Origin of the sequence: Vibrio sp. SBT000027 (assembly GCF_963894355.1) — a bacterium.
In the GTDB taxonomy this organism is placed as follows: domain Bacteria; phylum Pseudomonadota; class Gammaproteobacteria; order Enterobacterales; family Vibrionaceae; genus Vibrio; species Vibrio splendidus.
Map to the genome: position 1 here is coordinate 782587 of NZ_CAWQGD010000001.1, position 16977 is coordinate 799563.

A 16977-nucleotide genomic window follows, 5' to 3' on the forward strand; every position below is an offset into this window, starting at 1 on the left:
ACAACGAATAAAAGTCGCCAATACTCTTGGCGACTTTCACGGTTCTAGCGTTTAAGGAAAATTAAATATGGAAAACAGCTCTCGCCTTTTGTTTTCGAATCCATTGCTGCTGTCGAACGGACTGCTGTCATTCAATAAGCAGTGTTTATTCAGCAAGATAGCGATAACCTTAACTTTGCTGATTTTAAGCTTGTTCTCATTCTCCAGTTCAGCACAAACCAGGGTCATACAAGATGAGCAAGGTCAGTTTGAGATAGCGACTACCCCACAACGTATTGTGGTGTTGGAGTTCTCATTTGTAGATGCGTTAGCTGCGGTGGGTGTTTCTCCAGTTGGTGTTGCCGATGACAATGATGCTTCACGAGTGATTCCGGCGGTGCGTGAATTGGTTCAACCATGGGAATCGGTTGGCATGCGTTCTCAGCCTAGCCTAGAAGCCATTGCGGTATTAAAGCCTGACCTGATCATCGCAGATGCAGAGCGTCATCGTACTGTCTATCAAGATCTACAACGTATCGCACCAACTCTGCTGCTCAAAAGCCGTGGTGAGACGTATCAAGAGAATTTGGAGTCTGCGCTCAAGATTGGCATCGCTCTCGACAAGCAATCGTCAATGGAACAACGAATTCAACAACATCAACACGCCATGGCTGAATTCAAAAGTCATTTCTCGCTCAAACAAACCGTCCAATTCGCTGTCGTGTCGGATAAAGGTATGTGGTTACATAGCCCTGCATCTTACGCAGGGGGCGTGCTCACCACATTAGGCATTGCGAGCCCTATTGTGAAGCCAACAGAGAAGGCATATTTACCAACCAGCTTTGAGTTGTTGTTGAAAACCAATCCGGATTGGTTGCTCCTTGGTGCTTACTCTCATCCAAACATTGTTGATGATTGGCAGAAAAATCCGTTATTCAATGTACTAGCCTCTGCAAAAAAACAGCAAGTTGTAGAAGTGTCACCAGCACTTTGGTCATTGAATCGAGGCATGTTAGCGGCAGAACAAATGGCGAAAAATCTTGAGCAGATCTTGGATCCATCATGAGTACGATGTTGTTCCCTAAAAGTAAGCGATTCTGGCCAATAGTGTCGTGGCGAGTCATATTATTTACGGCATTAGTGTCGTTTTTGGCACTATCTGGTTACGCGGCCTCTATGACCGGGTGGTCTAATTTCTCTTTAACATTGAGTGACTTGATTCACTACTGGTTTGCGTTTGATGAAAACAATATGACTCATCAAATATTGGCGACACTAAGAGCGCCAAGAGCTTACGCAGGGTTGTTTATTGGTGCGAGTTTGGCCGTCGCTGGGTTATTGATGCAAGGTTTGACGCGCAATCCACTCGCGTCTCCGTCGATTCTTGGCATTAACGCTGGCGCAGCCTGTTTTATGGCGTTAGCTGCAATAGGCATACCTGTGGTTAGTGATTTAAACCCAATCCTTAATGCTGTTCTTGGTGCATTGCTAAGCGGCGGTGCCGTGATGCTCCTCGGTGGTTTTTTCTCCGAACGTTCTCATCCGTTACGTTTGGTTCTCGCGGGTATCGCCATTACTGCGTTATTGCTCGGACTGACACGAGCGGCGCTGATTCTTGCTGACGACATGGCTTATAGCGTCTTGCATTGGCTTACTGGCTCACTGTCTAGTGTGGATGATGAGCAATGGCAACAGCTTTGGCCGCCTGTAGTGATTGGTTTGGTGTTGGCAATGAGTCTTGCTCGCAACCTCAACTTACTGGCACTTGGTGAAGAGGTTGCAGTGGGGTTGGGCAGTAACATCAGGTTTACTCGCCTCGTGAGTGGACTGACGATCGTGTTGCTTGCCGGAGCAAGTGTCGCTATCGCAGGGCCAATTGGCTTTGTTGGATTGTTAGTGCCTCATTTGGTTCGACCTATGGTCGGGCACAATTACCATTTACTGATTCCTATTTCAGCATTGGCCGGCGCAGCATTGGTGTCTTGGTCAGATGCACTGTCGCGAGCGATTGCTTTCCCGACTGAAACACCCGTTGGTGTTATTACTGCTTTGCTCGGAACACCTTGTTTTATTTTGATTGCGACGAGGAGATCTTAATGCACCATCACACTAAGATAATTTTGTTATCAGGGATTCTCATATTAGTGGCATCCGCAGGTTTGTTTGTCGGCGCAGCTTCGCTTTCTGTTTCTCAAGTCATCGAACATTTGGTCGCGTTTTCCAGCGACGACTTTGTTATCAATCAGTATCGGCTACCACGTATGTTGCTCGCGATAAGCGTGGGCGCAGGGTTAGGGCTTTCAGGGGTATTAGTGCAAGGTGTGATACGTAATCCGTTAGCATCGCCTGATCTTATGGGTATTAGCGCCGGGGCAGGCCTTGCTGCGACAGCGAGTTTAGTTTGGTTCCCCAATGCACCAGTCAGTGTGCTTCCGGTTGTGGCGATGTTCGGTGGGGTATTGGCTGCTGGGCTGATTGCTGTATTGGCATGGTGGTCAAGGCCTACCCCCGCTAAATTGGCGCTGATTGGTATTGCAGTGAGTGCGTTTCTGGCCAGTTGTATCGACTTCTTGCTGGTCACCAACCCGATCGAGATCAACACGGCTATGGTGTGGCTTACTGGCAGCCTTTGGGGACGAAACTGGCAGCAAGTCCCGTTTATTTGGAGTGCGCTGCTCTTGTTGTTACCCATGGCATTATGGTTGGCGTGGCGATTAGATGTGATGGGGCTTGGCGAGGAAAGTGCGACCACATTGGGCACTAATCCAAAACAGATTCAAGCTCTCGCGTTATTGGCCGCTGTATTGCTTGCCAGTGTTAGCGTTTCTGTTGCTGGAACGATCAGTTTTGTGGGTTTATTGGCGCCTCACGTAGCACGCTTGTTGTTTGGGCATAATCATAAGTTGTTAATCCCAGCATCTGCACTGGTAGGGGCAATTCTGGTTACCAGCGCTGATGGGTTGGCCAGAGGTCTACAACCACCTATTGAATTGCCAGCAGGCGTTCTCACGTCTGTGATTGGCGCGCCTTATTTCATCTTTCTTCTCTATCGTTATCGAGGTTGGTAACCATGCTTAAAACGCAGAATCTTTCCGTCGCGTACGGCAAACAAACGATCATACCGAACCTGTCGGTTTCTATCCCTAAGGGAAAAATCACCGCATTGATAGGACCTAACGGGTGCGGTAAATCTACCTTGTTAAAGACGTTAGTCAGAATTAACAAACCAGTGGCTGGAGAGGTGTTGTTTGAAGACAAACCGCTATCAAGCTATGGCGATAAAGCGCTTGCTCGTTCGTTGTCACTTCTTCCGCAAATCTTGGTAAGCCCTGAGGGGATCACGGTAAGAAAGTTGGTCGAATATGGCCGTTCGCCTTATGTGTCTCATTGGGGGAGGCTAGGGCAGGACGATCAAAGGATTGTCGAACAAGCTATGCGTGATACAGGTGTGCTTGAGTTTGCTGATAAGCCTGTTGAGTCACTGTCTGGTGGCCAGCGTCAAAGAGCATGGATTGCGATGGTAATTGCACAAGATACGGATGTAGTGATGTTGGACGAGCCGACCACATACCTTGATATGTCTCACCAAGTGGAATTAATGAACCTGATGCAACAGATGAATGCCAAAGGAAAAACGGTGGTTGTTGTGTTGCATGACCTGAACCAAGCCAGTCGTTACTGCGACCATTTAGTGGTTCTGGAAAAAGGGAGTTTAATAGCAGAAGGCTCGCCTGATGAGGTGATGACCGAAACTATGCTCAGTAAGGTGTTTGATCTCAAAGCGAGCGTGTTTCGTGACCCTATTTCAAATACGCCAATGTGTGTCGCGATTTAGTTATCTGTTCTGAACAACGAGATCACCAAGGCACAAATAACAGAACACAGGCAAGGAAGCCACATTAGATTAAGTCGTCTAAACTTAAGGTTTGTATGTAGTCAAAGCAGAACAATTTGGGCTCTAAAAAACGTTCTCGAAAATAAACGTAAATTAACCCTTTACCTCAACTTAACTTGAGGTATTAGGATATGCAACGTTGCTTACGAGAATACTTTAAGGAGAGAAGAATGATCCAACTTGAACATGTAAATTTAGTGGTAAAAGACATCCCAGAAATGCTGGTTTTCTATAAAGCGGCGTTCCCTCATTGGTATGTCCGTGATGAGGGACAAGGGGAGTGGTCAGGCAAGCCACGTAACTGGCTGCATTTTGGTGACGAGTACCAATACATCGCGTTGAGCGATCACGGTGAAGGTGAAAATAGAGATTTGGCAGGGCATTCGATTGGCCTCGCACACTTCGCTTATGTGACCAATAATATCGAAAGCGTAACCAAGCGGCTTGTTGATGCGGGCTTCCCAATTGCCAAACCCGGTGCCGAAGAACCTTATCGTAAAAACGTCTACTTTGTGGATCCGGCGGGCTTTGAAATCGAGTTTGTTGAGTATTTGAGTGACGATCCAAAACTACGTAACGCTACAAGCTAGCCGTAATACGCCGCTTTATTAAAGTTGGTTAGCTGAATGAAAACGCGCTAGAGCATTTATAGAAAAGGGCATTGTGGAATAATCCGCAATGTCCTTTTTAGATCTATTTAATCGCTGATTAGCTAAATGGTATTCAGCTCTGTTATTTGGCTATCTACTTAGCTCTAAACGGCACCAACAGTTGTTTGCCAAACACATTGATAAGAGCACCCGTCACAATAAGGCCACCACCTAGGTAGGTCCAAACTGATGGAATCTCATTGAACACCCAAACACCTAATAGTGCTGAGAATACGATCTGAACGTATGAGTAAGCTGAAGCTTTACCAGCCGCTTGAGTTTGCATTGCTTTGGTCAAACCATATTGGCCGATCTGAGTGAAAATCCCGACCAGAACCAGCATCATGGTTAAGAAAAGGCTAGGCCACACAAAGTCGTTCCAGATCAGGGCGGTCGATATTGGCAGAGCGACCAGTGGGAAGTAAAAGATGATCACTGAGCTGTCTTCAGTTTGGCTAAGCTTTCTTACAATCACATAAGCAATTGAGCTACCAAACGCGCCACACAACGCCAGCATAATACTGAATAGCGGCAACTCGCTGCTCGCGCTGCTGTTCATGCTTGGCTGTACCATTACCGATAATCCCGCTAGGCAGAATACAATGCATATCATGGTCGACTTTTGGACGCGTTCTTTCAGGAACAGTACGCCAAGTAACGCAGTAAATACGGGATGAACGTATTGTAGAATGGTCGCTTCTGCTAATGGCAAAGTGGTCACAGCGTAGTAAACACACATCAAGGCTGCGGTGCCTACCGCGCCACGAACAAACAACAGAGGCTTGTTATTGCCCCAGATAGAAATGCCTTTTCGTTTGACGTCGATGTAGCTGATGATCAACGACACCAAAGCCCTTGCTGCAACAATTTCAAATACAGGTATGCCGTAATTGCTAACGTATTTCACACAAGCTGACATCAGTGCGAATCCAAAAGCAGAAAGGATCATGAACCGAACCCCTACAGGGATCAGTGAAAAAGAGAAAGAAGGCATAAAAATATCAATTGGTTGAGGGGAAAAGGAATCATAACGTAGTTTAGAAGAGCCGACCAAAGTCTTTGTCCTGTTCTGGTCAACTTGATTCAATTAATTCTCATTTCAGTTCTGTTCAAAACTCATCCCACATAACATCGGCGATAGCTCAGTTTTATAAAATCATCATCAACAGAAGGTGACGCTAATTCAACTCTGATTTATCCGTCGTTTTAATTGTCGTTCTTATTCATATCATTCTTGTGAATTTATAATGAGAGATATGTTCTATGAAACCAATCAATACCCTACTCATATCCGCACTTGCAGTTTGTTCTTTTAGCTCAGCCACTTATGCTGACACTATTTTGCATGCTTTCAATTGGAAGTATTCGGACGTAACGGCCAACGCCGATCAAATTGCACAAGCTGGCTATAAGAAGGTGCTTGTTGCACCTGCGATGAAGTCTAGCGGCAGCCAATGGTGGGCGCGTTACCAACCTCAAGATCTGCGTACCATTGATTCACCTTTAGGCAACAAACAAGATTTAGCTGCAATGATTGCCGCACTCAAAGGTGTGGGCGTCGATGTGTATGCCGATGTGGTACTCAACCATATGGCGAATGAAAGCTGGAAGCGAAGTGACTTGGATTACCCAGGCACTGAAGTGCTAAACGATTATGCGAGCCGTTCAAGTTACTATGCTGACCAGACTCTGTTTGGCAGCTTAGCACAAGGTTTTGTCTCGGCTAACGATTTCCATGCCGCTGGCTGTATTTCAGATTGGAACGATCCTGGTCACGTTCAGTACTGGCGTTTGTGTGGTGCCGATGGCGATGTAGGTTTACCTGACCTTGATCCGAATAACTGGGTGGTTTCGCAGCAACGTTTATATCTGAAAGCGCTAAAAGATATGGGGATCAAAGGTTTCCGTATTGATGCGGTAAAACACATGAGCCAGTACCAAATCGATCAGGTATTCACGTCTGAAATTACTGCGAACATGCATGTGTTCGGTGAAGTCATTACCAGCGGTGGAGCAGGGAACAGCGGCTATGAGTCATTCTTAGCGCCGTACCTGAATAATACTAATCACTCCGCGTACGATTTCCCGCTGTTTGCGTCGATTCGCTCGGCATTCTCAATGGGCGGTGGCTTGAACCAACTGCATGATCCTAAAGCGTACGGCCAAGCATTGGATGATAATCGCTCAATTACTTTTGCGATCACACATGATATTCCAACCAATGACGGTTTCCGTTACCAAATTATGGATCCACAAGACGAGCAGCTTGCTTACGCTTACATCCTTGGTAAAGATGGTGGCACGCCACTGATCTACAGTGATGACCTACCGGATTCAGAAGACAAGGATAACGGTCGTTGGGGCGATGTTTGGAATAGCTCGAATATGAAGAATATGCTGAGCTTCCATAACGCGATGCAAGGTAAATCGATGACGATGATTTCGAGTGACCAATGTACTTTGCTGTTTAAACGTGGCAAAGAAGGCGTTGTTGGTATTAACAAGTGTGGCGAAACTCGTGGCGTGACGGTTGATACCTACCAACATGAATTCAATTGGAATGTTCAATACAAAGACGTATTAAGCAGCGCGACAGAAACCGTGACTTCTCGTTACCACACCTTCAACTTACCGCCACGCAGTGCGCGTATGTTTAAGCTTTAATGTTTGCTCAACAAAGTAACGGGTAGAAAGCATAAGCCGCAGCGACTGCTGCGGCTTATTGTTTTGTAAACGAGTCGTTTTGCAACTGGCGCGTTTTTACGAGCCAAATGTTTAGAAAGGCGAACGACTATTGGCAATGGCGAACTGTTGGTAAAGCTCCGCCACTTCGACTGGGTTGAACTCGTCTTTGTAAGTTAGCTCACTGAGTCGGTGTGTGATGTTTTGCAGTTCATGCGACCGTTGCTGAGCACGCTGCTGATAGCGTTTGAATGCCTGCTCTGTACCTTCAAAGTTGGAGGCAATGCTTTGTGCCAATACGTAAGCGTTCTCAATGCCCAAGCTGAACCCGATACCCATGGTCGGCAGCACAGCGCAACAAGAATCTCCCAGCAGAACAGCATTGCCGCGATACCAAGTATCAAATGGGGCGACATCGGTGAGTGGAGAAGGCAAGATCTTCGATTCAGGCGTATCTCGGATCATATCCAGTAAATAGCTTGGGTAGTGAGAGAATTGCTCTAACACGGTTTGTTTAGACAGCGTTTCACCTTCTTGAACGGCACACGCAGCAAACCAGTATTTACCTTGGGTTTCTCGGTCGTAGGTGTAGGTTACGATACGAGATTTATCACCCGCAAAAACATAACACTCATCATCGCTGATTTCAGGTGCTTTGAAATCAATCTCACCACGGCAGCAATAGACGTTCGGTTGTCTTAACGACACATCAGGCGCGACAAACTTTCTCACTTGAGAGAACACACCGTCGGCACCCACAATAATATCCGCATCAATGGGTTCGCCGTTGATCAGAATTTGCGGCTCATCGTCGTTTTGAACAACAGTGCAGGTTTGGTTAGTGACGATGCAGTCATCTCCTAGCTCATTTAATAGCAGTTGGTATAAACGGCTGCGGTGAAATAAACCAATTGGCGCGTTAGCTTTACTCGGAGAGTCACTCATATTAAGTGTGTTGATGGGCAACCCTGTCGCCGTTAATGTCGAGATGGTATCGACTTGGTTACACGCAGCTTTGACTTTATCGACACCAACCAGTGCCGCAAGTACTTGCATGCCTTCTGGCCACATAATGATGCCAGTACCGTCAGCACGTGGTTGTGCTGCTTTTTCGTATATTCGAGCTTTAATACCAAATTTACGCAATGATAATGCAAGTGCCAAACCATTCAGCCCCGCACCAATAATTGCAACTTTTAGACGTTGTTGTTCCATGACTTTCTCCTAAGAATAAGATGCCAATATCTGTGTACTGGTTCATAGGGCGTAAGATAGGTCATTCGAATCGATAAATAAACGTTATAAATTATAAGGTTAATGCAGTTTTAAAAAATGAGGCACCGATCCCCTAATAATCTTGGATAACACCAAACCAATGGTTCTGATGGGATAGTGATTTAAGCAACTCGATCTCTTTTGCTGTCTCTTCCCTAAGCCATTCAATAAGGTCATTGATGATAGGCGTGTGAGTACGTTGGTGCATGAAGTAAGTCCAAGCACTGTGTTGGATTTTTGCATTCTTAGGGCAGTATAAGAAGCCTCGCTGGAGATCTTGTTGTACTAACAATAGATCCGTGACCGTAACCCCTTCTCCGGATAAACAGGCACTGAGTGCCATATCTAAAGACAAGAAACTGGTATTTCTGACGGGTTTCTTTGGTGGGAATTCAACATCGGCCAACCACACTTTCCAGTCGTGATGATCTAAGGTCGGGTGGAGCCTTGGTAAGGTTAAGATCGAATCGAGGTCGGTGTCTTTATTCGTTAAGTTGGCAGAATTCGTTAAGCTAGTCGAGCAGACCGGTGCCATAAACTCTTCACGCAAGAAGGTGATGTCAGGTGCTTTGTCATAGCGCTTTTTGAAGCGCGTGTGGAAGATCAGTAGATCATACTCACTACTATTAATCGATTCGTCTTCTTCAATTACAGGAACAATGACGATCTCATGATCTTGATAACGCTCGTTTAATTCCCTGACTTTAGAGATCAATACTCGCGTCGCGAAACTCAAGGTCGCTTTGATCACGATACGTTTCTGCTTGGGCTCACTCCAAGAGGCAATGACAGCTTCGATATTGCCGTAGCTTTCACGCAAAGCCACATACAAATCATGACCTTGTACCGTTAATTCAATCGCTCGATGCTTACGAATAACCAGTGATGCGTTTAACTCATCTTCAAGCTGTTTGATCTGTCGGCTGATTGCACTTTGTGTCACATGCAGCTCTTCGGCAGCCAGAGTAAAGCTCATCAGTCTTGCAGCAGCTTCAAACGCTTTTAAGCCATTATGTGAGGATGGCAAGCTAGGATATGGGGTCATAATTCGTTCGCATGAGTTTATGGAATGTTAGAGTCGCAAATTTATCAATTGAACGCCAGCCCCATCGATCGTATTTTGGGCGAAATTACCTGAGGCGCTCATGAAAAAAATACTCACTCTTGCATTCCCTTTGATCATTTCACAGCTGATCTCTATGGCGTTAGTCCTTACTGATGTTTGGATGATGTCGCGTATCAGTGTGTCAGCCCTTGCGGCTGGTGGCTTAGGCGCCTCTATCTACTTTTTCATCTTCATTATTGCGAGCAGCACCGTGGGTTGTGTCGCGAACTTGATTGCGATTGCTTATGGTCAGCGGGTCGCACGCCCAGAATTTGGTAATACGCAAATTAGATTGGCTGTGAAAGGCGCAACCATGTTGGCATTCGTGCTCAGCGTGACCCTAATGGCCAGCTTCTGGTTTGCTCCGTTGGTATTAGAAGCAGCCAAACAGCCGCCAGAAGTGATCACTTTAGCGATGGAATATGTACACGCCTTGAAGTGGGTGATGTTGCCTTCGCTTATCTTATTGGTGCTTCGCGGCTTAACCAGTGCGTTTGGTAATGTGCGCTCTATTCTGGTGATGTCTATTATCACCGTAATTCTGAATGTGCCAGTCAGCTACTTCTTAACCTTCCAATTAGACATGGGCTTAACGGGTTTAGGGCTAGGTACGGCTATCGCGGCATTTATCGTGATGGTTGGATACACAGTTTGGGTATTCAAACGTGACGAATTCAAGCAGTTCGCCCCTTGGTTAAATACAGAAGAGTATTCAATTAAGTTGATGAGTCCGCTTTTAATGATGGGTTTACCTATCGGACTAGCGGCATTACTTGAACATGGCCTTATTTACGGCGGCACCTTGATGGCGGGCACGATCAGTATTGCTTCGTTAGCCTTACACCAAATCCTGCTGCAATGCTTAAGCTTCACCTGGAACTTCAATTTCGGTTTCTCACAAGCTGCGGCGATTTTGGTGGGGCGTGATTTCGGTGCGGGTAATTACGAAGGGATCAAAAGAACCTCGATTCTCAGCTTTATCTTAGTGTCGGTGTTGAGCGTTGCTTTGTCTGCCGTGTTCATCATATGGCCGGAAATTATCGCGTCTATCTTTAAGCTGGACGATGGCACTGGCGCGATGACCTCATTGTTGGCTTCTGTTATCTGGGTAGTGGCGTTGTGCTTTATTGTCGATGCTTGGCAGTTACTGGCAATTAACTTGTTGAGAGGGATGAAGATTGTCTCCATGCCAACAGTGATGACTGCTATCGGTTACTGGGTATTTGGCCTACCTGCCGCTTGGTATTTGATGCCAAAATTCGAATTGGCGGGGATCTGGGGCGGAATCGGCGTGGGTTTGGGCGTGACAGGTATTCTGCTGCTTATCCAATTGATGCGTGTCATCCAAAAGAACAGCCAATCTCCGGATTTGTCGAATCATGCTTATACGTGATTTGCTAATGGTGTACTGAACACAAAAAAGCCGCAGTCATCATAATGACTGCGGCTTATTGTTGTCTATTCAGGTTCTCCCTTTTCTGGGGGAGATGGGAAGAATCAATATCAGGATTAGGGGCAGCTATTGTCTACCAGACGATTTATTGCCAGACTACTTTCTACCAGACTATTTTCCACCAGACTACTTTCCACCAGACTACTTTCCACCAGAGAGCGCAGACTTCATCATGGTTTTGAACTGCTCTTTCTGCTCTTCAGTTAACACATTATAAATGTTGTTCTTGAGACGCATCTCTTGCATCACCATCGACTTCTCGGTTGCTTGAACGGTGTCGATGATCTTTTCCATCTCGGCTTCATTGAAATCAGGTTGAGTCACAAGGCTGATCTGTTTCTTCTTGAGCTCGATTGCGCTATCCATGTCAATCTGTGTTCTATCAGATTGGTAGCCTTCAACAAGGGAGATGACTTCCGCGTGTTGCTCTTCGCTTAGGTTTAAAGAAGCAATAACCATTTGCAGCGGGCTCACTGCTGGCTGTGGCGGTTGTTGTGGTGATGAAGCACTCACAAACGGAGCGGTAACGAGTAGAGCTGAAGCAGTTAATACACAAAGCGACTTTTTCAGTGATTTCATTGAATTTCTCCTGTTAGTGGAAACATGAGTATAGATGGCGAAGCTGAACTCGATATGAACACGCTGTTCAGTTAAGTGTGCTCAGCGATTTACGTTCACTTAAATTCGTTCAGATAAGTACCTTCAAGTAAGTAGATAGTGGGTTAGACCTTGGTCTTACAGAAACTGAGCGCAAAGGTGACTAGAATGATTTGAGTTGCTCACCGTTTTATCAAGGAATACACAAATGGAAGTTGGATTGTTCTGGGCTGAAAAAGGAATGTTAGTGCTTGGCGCACTGTTTGTTTTGACGAGCATGATGCAGTATGGAAGACGCAGTAGTGATTGGAAGGGCGTGATTACGATGTTTTATAAGCGTATCCCAATGAGTATCGCGGAATACAAATGGTATCGTTTGGGTATCGCTTTATTGGTGTTTGCTGTGGTTATACGTTTCGCATTACTGATTTTATGGCCTTCATATCAGTTCTAGTTGTTCACATTACGTCTCTTGTCATAGTTACATAAAGCCGATAAATGAATGAGCAAACCGAGCCTTAATAAACTCACTTATTAAGGCTGCCATTTCATAAATTAGCTCTATTGCTCTATCAAAAAGTGCTATTACTCTATAATGATGAACGGTTATTACCTTTGTAGCATATTGTTTTTCATGAAGAATAATGCCAGATAATAACTCACCTGCTTGTTCCATCATTCTTACTAATAATCTACACATAAATTCATTCACCCCGTACCTGATACTATAATGTTCTGTTACACTCGTCCGAATTAGCTTTAATTTGTCGGTGGTGCATTTATGTCGTTCCCAGTTCTTATATGTGATGATTCTGCGTTAGCAAGGAAGCAGATGGCTCGATCACTGCCTAGTTCTCTAAATGCAGATATAACTTTTGCTGTTCATGGGCTTAATGCACTTGAAGAGTTAGCTCAAAACCAATTTAAATTGATGTTCCTCGACCTCACCATGCCGGAATTGGACGGCTATGGCACTTTGGAAGAGATGCAACGTTTGGGTGATACCACGCCCGTTGTCGTTGTTTCGGGTGACATACAACCAAAAGCACAACAGAAGGTTCTGGATCTCGGCGCCAAAGCGTTTTTACAAAAGCCAATCGATAAAGAAGCGCTAAAAGCTATCTTACGTGAGCATGTTGAGCCGCCAAAACAGCCTCAGATCATTACTCCAACCGCTTTAGAACTGCCAATACTTCGCAGACGCGATATTTATATGGAAGTCGCGAACGTAGCGATAGGCCGTGCCGCTGATGCACTGGCTCGTCATTTTAATGTATTTGTCCACTTACCACTTCCGAACGTCAACATCTTCGAAGTGAGCGAATTGCACATGGCGCTTCGTGACTTAGCAGACAACGACCAAGTTTCGGGTGTTTGCCAAGGTTTTAGCGGAGAAGGCATTGCAGGCGAAGCATTAGTCTTGTTGAGTGATTCTAGTGTGAGCGATCTTAAGAAGCTCATGAAGGTGCCAACCGAAAGCGAACAGCTAGAAGAATTAGAGTTGTTGATGGATGTATCGAACATCTTAGTCGGCTCTTTCTTGAATGGATTAGGGGAGCAGTCAGAAGTTCGTTTCTTCCAGAGCTCTCCTGTACTGCTAGGTCAACACATCTCGATTGATTCGGTGATTGAAAATACCAGCGGCTCGTTCAAAAAGACCATGACCTTTGAAGTCAGCTACAACATTGATGGTACTTCTATCCGTTGTGATCTTCTATTTATGTTCGTTGATGAGTCTCTGCCTCTTCTAGACAACAAATTGGCCTACCTAATGGAGGAGTTTTAATATGCTGAATCTTCCTGCTGAATTTGAACAGTTCCACTGGATGGTCGACATGGTTCAAAACGTCGATATGGGGCTGGTGGTTATTAACCGTGATTTTCAGGTACAAGTTTGGAATGGCTTTATGACGCACCATAGCGGTAAGCAATCGCATGATGCGATCGGTAAGTCTATCTTTGAACTGTTCCCTGAGATCCCAGAAGAGTGGTTTAGGCTGAAAACCAAGCCAGTCTATGACCTAGGTTGTCGCAGTTTCATTACATGGCAACAAAGGCCTTATCTGTTTAAGTGCCGCAATGTTCGCCCTGTAACTCAACAAGCCGATTTCATGTATCAGAACGTGACGCTAAACCCAATGCGCTCACCAACAGGGCAAGTCAACTCATTGTTCTTGTCTATTCAAGATGCGACCGCTGAAGCGTTAGTCTCTCAAAAGAACTAGATCGCTCTATTCGCCAAACAACGCATTCCTATACGCGTATTAGCATCAGTCTAATCAGCGAATAAAAATGGCTAAGGTTAACCACCTTAGCCATTTTTTTGCTTTCTATTCTTCAAATCTTACCTTTTCCCCAGTTCTTCACGCCAACCAATCCTCTTTTTCTGAGCGCTTTGCAGAGTCTTCTAGGTTACATGAACGAAAGGGCGGCGACGAAACGCGCTTTTGGAACCGTAATGCCACGGGTTAATAGAGATTGGTTTTATAAAGTGCAAGTTGAGAAGGGGCATTTAATGGAGTGTGAAGGTTGAATTATCAAACCCAAGTGAATATTGGTCTCTAGATTGAGTCCTTTTCACTCTACTTTTCTAAGTGACCGCAAAACAGAAACGTCACGAGATTAGCCAATTTGGTCAAAAACAGATAAAAATTGGAAAATAATCGAATTTATTTAAGAAAAAAGGCATTTTTTTGTTGGAGAAAAGTGTGGTTTTTATGTGATTTCGAGGCACTTTCTTCACATATTTGCATTATGAGGGCGATATTGTGTGAAATATGAAGGAAAACGATTGCGCAATAAACCAACAGCGTTTGCGTGAATGGTTCGCTAAGTTATTAATTAATATGAATTTAGTTGGGAAGTGTAACTGAGAGAGTTTTAGCGAATATGGAATCTTTGAGAGGATAGCATAAAAAAAAGTGAAATATCAGACTTGCTGTTACTAAATCACGACCTATAATGCTGAAAACCGGAGCGTCTGCCAACGCTCCGGTTTTTTTGTGTCCGAAGAAAAGTAAACTCGTCTGCCAACGGTTTTACTACGCATTTCGCGAGAGACACATAATTTTATGAATCAAGGAAAACACCATGCGTATCGAACAAGAACTTAAGTTAGGTTTCAAAGATGTACTCTTCCGTCCGAAGCGTTCTACCCTTAAAAGCCGTTCTCAAGTTGAATTAACCCGCGATTTTACATTCAAGCATAGCGGTCGTCAATGGTCTGGTACTCCAGTAATTGCAGCGAACATGGATTCGGTAGCAAGCTTTGAAATGGCAGCTGCTCTAGCAGAGCACGGTGTTATGACTGCAGTACACAAGCACTACACAGTAGAGCAGTGGGCTGAGTTCGCTAAAACAGCAGACAAGAAAACACTGAACAACGTATTTGTATCAACAGGTACATCTGAAGCTGAGTTCGAGAAAGTTAAGAAGATCATGGCTCTTAGCGAAGAGTTTGTATTCATCTGTATCGATATCGCTAACGGCTACTCAGAGCACCTTGTTGAGTTCGTACAGAAAGTACGTGCTGAATTCCCGACTAAAGTTATCTCTGCAGGTAACGTTGTAACGGGTGACATGGTTGAAGAGCTAATCCTAGCTGGCGCAGACATCGTTAAGGTTGGTATCGGCCCTGGTTCTGTTTGTACTACACGTGTTAAAACAGGCGTAGGTTACCCTCAACTTTCTGCAATCATCGAGTGTGGCGACGCAGCACACGGCCTTGGCGGCATGATCATCGGTGACGGTGGCTGTTCATGTGCGGGTGACGTATCTAAAGCGTTCGGCGGCGGTGCTGACTTCGTAATGCTAGGCGGCATGCTAGCTGGTCACTCTGAGTCAGGTGGTGAAGTTGTAGAGCAAGACGGTAAGCAATACATGAAGTTCTATGGAATGTCGTCTCAGTCAGCTATGGACAAGCACTCAGGTGGTGTTGCTAAGTACCGTGCTGCGGAAGGTAAAACTGTTTTACTTCCATACCGTGGTTCTGTTCATTACACGATTTCTGACATCCTTGGTGGTGTACGTTCAACTTGTACATACGTAGGCGCAGCAAAGCTTAAAGAGCTAACTAAGCGTACGACTTTCATCCGTGTACAAGAGCAAGAGAACAACGTATTCGGTAAAGAGTAATCTGAACGAGTTCGAATAGTTTGAAAATCAAGGGCCGCTTTTAGCGGCTCTTTTTTGTTTAAGCGGTGAACCAATTTATTTAGAACCATATTTGAGATCTGAATCATCACCAATTCATTGATACTTAAGAGTTGCAGCGATTTTTTTGGGTAATATTGATTTTTTTATTTGTATTGTGAATGTTTGTTGAAATTTTAATCACTGTTCTTAGGTCTATATTAATTGTATCTAAGGAATAGGAACTAACTTATGAAATGCAATCAACTAAACTGGAGAGTCGCTCTCTTATTGGCATCAAGTATTATAATTACAGCTTGCGGTGGTGGCTCAAGTGATTCTACGAATTCTTCTATTCCTGAAAGTGCAGTATCGTATAAAGTCACATTTTCGAGCAATTGGACTTCGACTAGCTTCCCGACAAATTACCCTTCAAACTCTCACTTCTCACCACTTATAGGAATGACACATAATACATCAGCAAGCTTGTTTCAAAGAGGTAGTCAATCTAGCTCTGGTGTTGAAGAAGTAGCTGAGACTGGCAGCACTAATGTCATCAAATCAGAAATTGGGGATATTCAAAATTTAGGTAACAGCCAATCCTTAATTGAAGGAGGTGGACTTCCTAATGGACAGAGTCAATTAGAATTAACATTCGATATCGATGAAGATTTCCCTTTAGTTAGCATAATTACTATGGTTGCTCCCAGTCCGGATTGGTTTGTCGGTGTTGATAGCTTGAACCTTTACCAAAATGGAACGTGGGTAGATCAAGTTCAAGTAGACCTTAAGGTGTATGACTCGGGGACTGATAGTGGAGTTACTTTTGGGTCTGCTAATTCAGATAGTTCCCCGAAAATGAATATAGAGCTTCTTACATCCAATATTTCTGATACCGATTTTGTTGATGGAATTCATCGAACTACGGGGGCGTATATCGGTACATTTACCTTTGAGCGTCAGTGATGGTTCCTTTTTCGTGTAACTTTTCTGTTTGACGAGAGATGTATATTTTGTCCATGTACGATTGGTATAAAGATCAAAGAGCCGATTTCATCGGCTCTTTTTGTTTGAGGTTTAGCTGGCACTTAGGAGAGTACTGAATCCCTAGCATCTTCTACTTCGCATAATTCGAAGGAAACAGTGCTCGTTTCGCTTCTTCATCACGTCCAGTTTTAAATTCAACGCAAAAAGCCCCTGATGGTATGTC

17 protein-coding genes are annotated in these 16977 nt (G+C 44.7%); 12 read left to right on the plus strand and 5 right to left on the minus strand.

Annotation, left to right across the window (positions count from 1 at the left end; genetic code table 11):
* The first annotated feature begins 67 nt into the window (after positions 1–67).
* The 5 genes from AACU28_RS03325 to AACU28_RS03345 all read left to right on the plus strand — a co-directional run bounded on the left by AACU28_RS03325 (position 68) and on the right by AACU28_RS03345 (position 4464).
* Positions 68–1045 carry a Fe(3+) dicitrate ABC transporter substrate-binding protein gene (locus tag AACU28_RS03325; protein WP_121602337.1) on the plus strand — a complete coding sequence of 326 codons (978 nt, stop codon included), beginning with the start codon at positions 68–70 and terminating at the stop codon, positions 1043–1045.
* Entirely contained in the window at positions 1042–2076 is a 1035-nt protein-coding gene (locus AACU28_RS03330; RefSeq protein WP_121602338.1) for a FecCD family ABC transporter permease, read from the plus strand. Before AACU28_RS03325 ends, AACU28_RS03330 begins: the two co-directional genes overlap by 4 nt.
* Complete coding sequence (locus AACU28_RS03335; protein ID WP_029405042.1) at positions 2076–3047, plus strand: FecCD family ABC transporter permease; 972 nt, start codon at positions 2076–2078, stop codon at positions 3045–3047. The genes AACU28_RS03330 and AACU28_RS03335 overlap by 1 nt, the downstream gene beginning before the upstream one ends.
* A gap of 2 nt (positions 3048–3049) precedes the next feature.
* Positions 3050–3814, plus strand: coding sequence for a Fe(3+) dicitrate ABC transporter ATP-binding protein FecE (gene fecE / locus AACU28_RS03340; RefSeq protein WP_004731684.1), 765 nt, complete (start codon positions 3050–3052; stop codon positions 3812–3814).
* 230 nt (positions 3815–4044) lie between these two features.
* On the plus strand, positions 4045–4464 hold the full coding sequence (locus tag AACU28_RS03345; protein ID WP_121602339.1) for a VOC family protein: 420 nt from the start codon (positions 4045–4047) through the stop codon (positions 4462–4464).
* Positions 4465–4618: 154 nt separating this feature from the next.
* Here the strand turns inward: AACU28_RS03345 and AACU28_RS03350 are convergent, their stop codons facing one another.
* On the minus strand, positions 4619–5518 hold the full coding sequence (locus AACU28_RS03350) for a DMT family transporter (RefSeq protein WP_029224332.1): 900 nt from the start codon (positions 5516–5518) through the stop codon (positions 4619–4621).
* Positions 5519–5787: 269 nt separating this feature from the next.
* On the opposite strand from AACU28_RS03350, the gene AACU28_RS03355 reads away from it, so the two are divergent.
* On the plus strand, positions 5788–7188 hold the full coding sequence (locus AACU28_RS03355; RefSeq protein WP_121602340.1) for an alpha-amylase family protein: 1401 nt from the start codon (positions 5788–5790) through the stop codon (positions 7186–7188).
* A gap of 111 nt (positions 7189–7299) precedes the next feature.
* Here the strand turns inward: AACU28_RS03355 and AACU28_RS03360 are convergent, their stop codons facing one another.
* Together AACU28_RS03360 and AACU28_RS03365 are read right to left on the minus strand one after the other, a co-directional pair.
* Positions 7300–8421, minus strand: a complete 1122-nt coding sequence (locus AACU28_RS03360; protein WP_121602341.1) for an FAD-dependent oxidoreductase — start codon at positions 8419–8421, stop codon at positions 7300–7302.
* Positions 8422–8554: 133 nt separating this feature from the next.
* Positions 8555–9526 carry a LysR family transcriptional regulator gene (locus AACU28_RS03365; RefSeq protein ID WP_108187270.1) on the minus strand — a complete coding sequence of 324 codons (972 nt, stop codon included), beginning with the start codon at positions 9524–9526 and terminating at the stop codon, positions 8555–8557.
* A gap of 100 nt (positions 9527–9626) precedes the next feature.
* Here AACU28_RS03365 and AACU28_RS03370 point away from each other — a divergent pair, with 100 nt between their 5' ends.
* Entirely contained in the window at positions 9627–10979 is a 1353-nt protein-coding gene (locus AACU28_RS03370; protein ID WP_121602342.1) for an MATE family efflux transporter, read from the plus strand.
* 201 nt (positions 10980–11180) lie between these two features.
* Here the strand turns inward: AACU28_RS03370 and AACU28_RS03375 are convergent, their stop codons facing one another.
* Positions 11181–11618, minus strand: a complete 438-nt coding sequence (locus tag AACU28_RS03375) for a Spy/CpxP family protein refolding chaperone (RefSeq protein WP_017087288.1) — start codon at positions 11616–11618, stop codon at positions 11181–11183.
* 226 nt (positions 11619–11844) lie between these two features.
* On the opposite strand from AACU28_RS03375, the gene AACU28_RS03380 reads away from it, so the two are divergent.
* Positions 11845–12090: a hypothetical protein gene (locus tag AACU28_RS03380; protein WP_004731665.1), complete on the plus strand. Its 246-nt coding sequence runs from the start codon at positions 11845–11847 to the stop codon at positions 12088–12090.
* Between the two features lie 27 nt (positions 12091–12117).
* On the opposite strand, the gene AACU28_RS03385 is transcribed toward AACU28_RS03380, so the two are convergent.
* Entirely contained in the window at positions 12118–12315 is a 198-nt protein-coding gene (locus AACU28_RS03385; protein ID WP_102491605.1) for a hypothetical protein, read from the minus strand.
* A 102-nt stretch (positions 12316–12417) separates the two neighbouring features.
* Between AACU28_RS03385 and AACU28_RS03390 the strand changes: the two genes are divergently transcribed.
* The 4 genes from AACU28_RS03390 to AACU28_RS03405 all read left to right on the plus strand — a co-directional run bounded on the left by AACU28_RS03390 (position 12418) and on the right by AACU28_RS03405 (position 16733).
* The gene (locus AACU28_RS03390; RefSeq protein WP_004731662.1) at positions 12418–13422 is read left to right on the plus strand and encodes a response regulator; all 1005 of its coding nucleotides are present in this window, start codon (positions 12418–12420) and stop codon (positions 13420–13422) included.
* 1 nt (position 13423) lies between these two features.
* The gene (locus AACU28_RS03395) at positions 13424–13861 is read left to right on the plus strand and encodes a PAS domain-containing protein (RefSeq protein ID WP_017081449.1); all 438 of its coding nucleotides are present in this window, start codon (positions 13424–13426) and stop codon (positions 13859–13861) included.
* Positions 13862–14726: 865 nt separating this feature from the next.
* Positions 14727–15770, plus strand: coding sequence for a GMP reductase (locus AACU28_RS03400; protein WP_004731658.1), 1044 nt, complete (start codon positions 14727–14729; stop codon positions 15768–15770).
* Positions 15771–16019: 249 nt separating this feature from the next.
* A complete protein-coding gene (locus tag AACU28_RS03405) occupies positions 16020–16733 on the plus strand; it encodes a spondin domain-containing protein (protein WP_121602343.1) in 714 nt (237 codons plus the stop codon).
* Positions 16734–16977: the final 244 nt, after the last annotated feature.